This window comes from Angustibacter speluncae (genome assembly GCF_054777815.1).
Genome location: NZ_BAAHAF010000174.1, coordinates 1 through 5,720, shown reverse-complemented (window position 1 = coordinate 5,720; position 5,720 = coordinate 1). Strand labels below are relative to the sequence as shown.

At 72.0% G+C, this 5,720-nt stretch carries 3 protein-coding genes and 1 pseudogene; 3 read left to right on the top strand and 1 reads right to left on the bottom strand.

Annotation, left to right across the window (positions count from 1 at the left end; all coding sequences use genetic code 11):
• A pseudogene (locus tag ACYVKY_RS19900) lies at positions 1-222 on the bottom strand (hypothetical protein); the annotation flags it as partial.
• Between ACYVKY_RS19900 and ACYVKY_RS19895 the strand changes: the two are divergent.
• The 3 genes from ACYVKY_RS19895 (at position 133) to gyrA (ending at position 5,550) form a co-directional block, all read left to right on the top strand.
• Positions 133-447: a DciA family protein gene (locus ACYVKY_RS19895; RefSeq protein WP_460436725.1), complete on the top strand. Its 315-nt coding sequence runs from the start codon at positions 133-135 to the stop codon at positions 445-447. The pseudogene ACYVKY_RS19900 and the gene ACYVKY_RS19895 sit on opposite strands and share 90 nt — an antisense overlap.
• Positions 448-757: 310 nt before the next feature.
• On the top strand, positions 758-2,740 hold the full coding sequence (gene gyrB / locus ACYVKY_RS19890) for a DNA topoisomerase (ATP-hydrolyzing) subunit B (protein WP_460436726.1): 1,983 nt from the start codon (positions 758-760) through the stop codon (positions 2,738-2,740).
• Positions 2,741-2,790: 50 nt separating this feature from the next.
• Positions 2,791-5,550, top strand: a complete 2,760-nt coding sequence (gene gyrA / locus ACYVKY_RS19885; protein WP_460436724.1) for a DNA gyrase subunit A — start codon at positions 2,791-2,793, stop codon at positions 5,548-5,550.
• The last annotated feature ends 170 nt before the right edge of the window (positions 5,551-5,720 follow it).

Genomic DNA, 5,720 nt, shown 5'->3' with positions numbered 1-5,720 from the left:
GACGTCGTCCGGCACCACGTAGTCGCGGCCTGCCGTCGCGGCGCGCGCCTGCGCCGCCCGGACGGCACCCGCTCGGGCTCGGGCCCGGACGACCGCGACCCGCAGCCGTTCGGGCGCGCGATCGCGCGGGTCGTGGCCGAGCGCGCCTGGGGCACCTCGGTGGCGGTCGGCGGCGTGCTGGGCCGGTGGGACCAGGTGGTCGGCGCCGAGGTGGCCTCGCACTGCACGCCGGAGACCTTCGAGGACGGCGTGCTCACCGTCCGCACCGACTCGACCGCGTGGGCCACCCAGGTGCGGCTGCTCGCGCCGCGCGTCCTGGCCCGGCTGTCCGACGACCTCGGGGCCGGGGTGGTGACGAAGCTGGTGGTGCGCGGACCGGCCGCGCCGTCGTGGACCCGGGGACCTCGCACCGCCCCGGGACGCGGACCGCGCGACACCTACGGGTAGCCCCTGAGAGCCCTCGGAGGCCCCGGACCCGTGGGGGGAGTCGTCCGGCACCCGGAACGCTGCGGAAATCCGGCGCGGAAGGGCACCACGGCGCGTGTCCGGCGTCCCCCAGGGCGTAGGATGAGGGGTCAGACGGTCCCACCCTGCGCGGGGGACCGTCACGTGTGCCGGGAGCGCCCGGCACCCCGATCCCGAGGGAGCGTCCACCTCCGTGGCCGACGAGACCAGCGAGCCCACCCCGTCCGAGGTCCAGCCCAAGCCCGACCTGAGCGAGCTGGAGCCCACCGCGAACCCGGAGGAGGCGCCCTCGCTGGCCGACGCGGCCGCGGGCGCCACCTACGACGCGAGCGCGATCACCGTGCTCGAGGGCCTTGAGGCGGTCCGCAAGCGCCCCGGCATGTACATCGGCTCCACCGGCGAGCGCGGGCTGCACCACCTGGTCTACGAGGTGGTCGACAACGCGGTCGACGAGGCGCTGGCCGGCTACTGCGACACCATCGACGTCCGGCTGCTGGCCGACGGCGGCGTGCGGGTGCAGGACAACGGCCGCGGCATCCCCGTCGACGTCGTCGCCGGCGAGGGACGCCCCGCGGTCGAGGTCGTGCTCACCGTGCTGCACGCGGGCGGCAAGTTCGGCGGCGGCGGGTACGCGGTCTCCGGCGGCCTGCACGGCGTGGGGGTCTCGGTGGTGAACGCGCTCTCGGGCACCCTGAAGGTGGAGGTCAGCCGCGACGGCGCCGCCTACGAGCAGCACTACACGATGGGTGTGCCCGACGCGCCGCTCGCCAAGGTCGGCGACACCGACGCCACCGGCACCACGGTGACGTTCTGGCCCAACGGCGACATCTTCGAGACCACGGTCTACGACTTCGAGACCCTGCGCACGCGCTTCCAGCAGTACGCGTTCCTGAACAAGGGCCTCACCATCTCGCTCACCGACGAGCGGCCCGGCCACGAGGACACCTCCGACACCGCGGGCGCCGAGACCCAGCGCTCGGTCACCTTCCGCTACGACGGCGGCCTGGTCGACTACGTCACCCACCTGAACACCTCGAAGAAGTCCGACCCCGTGCACGCCGACGTGATCGCGTTCGAGGCCGAGGACACCGAGCGCCGGCTCTCGCTCGAGGTCGCGATGCAGTGGACCAGCGCCTACTCCGAGTCGGTCCACACCTACGCCAACACGATCAACACCCACGAGGGTGGCACCCACGAGGAGGGGTTCCGGGCGGCGATGACCACGCTCGTGAACACCTACGCGCGCGCCAACAACCTGCTGAAGGAGAAGGACCCGGCGCTGACCGGCGACGACATCCGCGAGGGCCTGACCGCGGTCATCTCGATCAAGCTCGGCGAGCCGCAGTTCGAGGGCCAGACCAAGACCAAGCTGGGCAACAGCGAGGCCAAGACGTTCGTGCAGAAGGTCGTCCGCGACCAGCTCGGCGACTGGCTCGAGCGCAACCCGTCCCAGGCCAAGGACGTCGTCCGCAAGTCGATCCAGGCGGCGGCCGCGCGGATGGCCGCGCGCAAGGCGCGCGAGGCGACCCGGCGCAAGGGCCTGCTCGAGTCCGGCGGCATGCCGGGCAAGCTGCGCGACTGCCAGAGCAACGACCCGAGCCGCTGCGAGGTCTTCATCGTCGAGGGCGACTCCGCCGGCGGCTCCGCCGTGCAGGGACGCAACCCCGAGACGCAGGCGATCCTGCCCATCCGCGGCAAGATCCTCAACGTCGAGAAGGCGCGCATCGACAAGGCGCTGGGCAACAACGAGGTGCAGGCGCTCATCACCGCGTTCGGCACCGGGTTCGGCGAGGACTTCAACCTCGAGAAGCTGCGGTACCACAAGATCGTGCTGATGGCCGACGCCGACGTCGACGGCCAGCACATCTGCACGCTGCTGCTGACCCTGCTGTTCCGCTACATGAAGCCGTTGATCGAGAACAACCACGTGTACCTCGCGGCCCCGCCGCTGTACCGCATCAAGTGGTCGAACGCCCCGCACGACTACGTCTACTCCGACAAGGAGCGCGACGCCACGCTCGCCGAGGGCCGCGCCGCCGGGCGCCGGCTCCCCAAGGACAGCGCGATCCAGCGCTACAAGGGCCTCGGCGAGATGGACTACCGCGAGCTGTGGGACACCACGATGGACCCCGACCACCGCATCCTGCGCCAGGTGACCATCGACGACGCCGCCGCGGCCGACGAGATCTTCTCGATCCTGATGGGCGAGGACGTCGAGTCCCGCCGGTCGTTCATCCAGCGCAACGCCAAGGACGTGAGGTTCCTGGACATCTAGCGCGCGAGCGCCGTCCCCCGACCTCCCCGTCCTGAGCCAGGAGCACACCCGTGAGCGAGCAGCCCCCCACCGACGCGCCGCAGTACGACCGGATCGAGCAGGTCGACCTGCAGCTGGAGATGCAGCGGTCCTACCTCGACTACGCGATGAGCGTGATCGTCGGCCGCGCCCTGCCCGACGTCCGCGACGGGCTGAAGCCCGTGCACCGCCGGATCCTCTACGCGATGTACGACGGCGGGTACCGGCCCGACCGCCAGTTCTCCAAGTGCACCCGCGTCATCGGCGACGTGATGGGGCAGTACCACCCGCACGGCGACGCGCCGATCTACGACGCCCTCGTGCGGCTCGCCCAGCCGTGGTCGCTGCGGTACCCGCTGGTCGCCGGCCAGGGCAACTTCGGCTCGCCGGGCAACGACCCGGCGGCCGCGCCGCGGTACACCGAGTGCCGGATGGCGCCGCTGGCCATGGAGATGGTCCGCGACATCGACGAGGAGACCGTCGACTTCACCGAGAACTACGACGGCCGCACCCAGGAGCCGCTGGTCCTGCCGTCCCGGTTCCCGAACCTGCTGGTGAACGGGTCGGCCGGCATCGCGGTCGGCATGGCCACGAACATCCCGCCGCACAACCTGCGCGAGGTCGCGTCCGGCGTGCAGTGGCTGCTCGAGCACCCGGAGGCCTCGAAGGAGGAGCTGCTCGAGGCGCTGCTCGAGCGCGTCCAGGGCCCCGACTTCCCGACCGGCGCGCTCATCATGGGCAAGCGGGGCATCGACGACGCGTACCGCACCGGGCGCGGCCAGATCACGATGCGCGCGGTGGTGACGGTCGAGGAGATCCAGAACCGCACCTGCCTGGTGGTCACCGAGCTGCCGTACCAGGTGAACCCCGACAACCTGGCGCTGAAGATCGCCGAGCTGGTGAAGGACGGCCGGCTGGCCGGCATCGCCGACATCCGCGACGAGACCTCGGGCCGCACCGGCCAGCGCCTGGTCATCGTCCTGAAGCGCGACGCGATCGCGACCGTCGTGCTGAACAACCTCTACAAGCACACCCAGCTGCAGGAGACGTTCGGCGCGAACATGCTCGCGCTCGTCGACGGCGTACCGCGCACGCTCAGCCTCGATGCGTTCGTGCGGCTGTGGGTCGAGCACCAGCTCGACGTGATCGTCCGCCGCACCCGCTACCGGCTGCGCCGGGCGCAGGAGCGCATGCACATCGTGGTCGCGCTGCTGAAGGCGCTCGACGCGCTCGACGAGGTGATCGCGCTGATCCGGCGATCGGCCACCGTCGAGGTCGCCCGCGAGGGCCTGATGGAGCTGCTCGAGATCGACGAGATCCAGGCGAGCGCCATCCTCGACATGCAGCTGCGCCGCCTGGCCGCCCTCGAGCGGCAGCGGCTCACCGACGAGCACGCCGAGCTCGAGACCCGCATCGCCGACTACGAGGACATCCTCGGCTCGCCGGCCCGGCAGCGGACGATCGTCAGCGACGAGCTCGGCGAGATCGTCACCAAGTACGGCGACGACCGCCGCACCACGATCGACCCGTTCGACGGCGACATGAGCAACGAGGACCTCATCCCCGTCGAGGACGTCGTCGTCACCATCACCCGCGGCGGGTACGCCAAGCGCACCCGGGTCGACGCCTACCGCTCGCAGAAGCGCGGCGGCAAGGGCGTGCGCGGCGCCACCCTGCGCGGCGACGACGCGGTCGAGCACTTCTTCACCACCTCGACCCACCACTGGTTGCTGTTCTTCACCAACCTCGGCCGGGTCTACCGGGCCAAGGCGTACCAGCTGCCGGAGGCGGCCCGCGACGCGAAGGGCCAGCACGTCGCGAACCTGCTGGCGTTCCAGCCGGGTGAGCAGATCGCCCAGGTGCTGACGCTGAAGGACTACGAGCAGGCCGACTACCTGGTGCTCGCCACCCGCGAGGGCCGGGTGAAGAAGACCCGGCTGACCGAGTTCGACTCCAACCGCTCCGGCGGCCTGATCGCCGTCCGGCTGCGCGAGCTCGGCGAGGCGCCCGAGGGCGACGACGACGGCCCGGTCAGCGTCGCCGAGCGCGACGAGCTGGTCGGGGCGTCCCTGGTCGGGGCGGGCGACGACATCGTCCTGGTCTCCCGCAAGGGCCAGTCGCTGCGCTTCCACGCCACCGACGACGCGCTGCGCCCGATGGGACGTTCGACGTCCGGCGTCACGGGCATGAAGTTCCGCGGCGACGACGAGCTGCTGGCGATGGTCGTCGTGCACGCGCTGCCGGAGGCGGCCGACGACGGCACCGAGGGCGAGGCCGCGGCCGACGAGGAGGGCCGCCGGCACCTGTTCGTGGTGTTCGAGAACGGCAACGCCAAGCGCACCGACATCGCCGAGTACCGCGTGCAGGGCCGGGCCGGCCTCGGCATCAAGGTGGCGGCCGACTCCGAGAAGCTCGGCAACCTGGTCGGCGCCCTGATGGTCAGGGACGGCGACGAGGTCATGGTCGTGATGGAGAAGGGCAAGGTCGTCCGCTCCCGCGTCGACGACGTCGGGGTGAGGGGCCGCACCACGCAGGGCGTGCGGTTCGCCCGTCCGGACGCCGGCGACTCGATCATCGCGATCACCCGCAACGACGAGACGGTCGTGCTCGCCGAGGTCGATGCGGCCGAGGCCGACGGGGCCGAGGACGCCGAGGGCTCGATCGCAGGTACCGACGGCTCCGCCGCAGGTGCCGAGGACGCCGTCGGTGGCCCGTCCGGCGGCTCCGATGGCGTACCGTCGGAGGACGCCGACTCGTCGGCCGGCGACGAGAGCACCGGAGGTGACGCGTGAGCACGCCCGACCAGCCCGCGGGGGCGGTCCGCACCGGTCCGCGTCCTGCCACCGGCTCCCCGCGCCCGTCCGGCGCGGGCGGGTCGACCGGCTCGACCGGCCAGCGTCCCGCCGGCTCCGGCCAGCGTCCCGCGTCGGCCGGGCAGCGGCCGGCCCCCACCGGGCAGCGC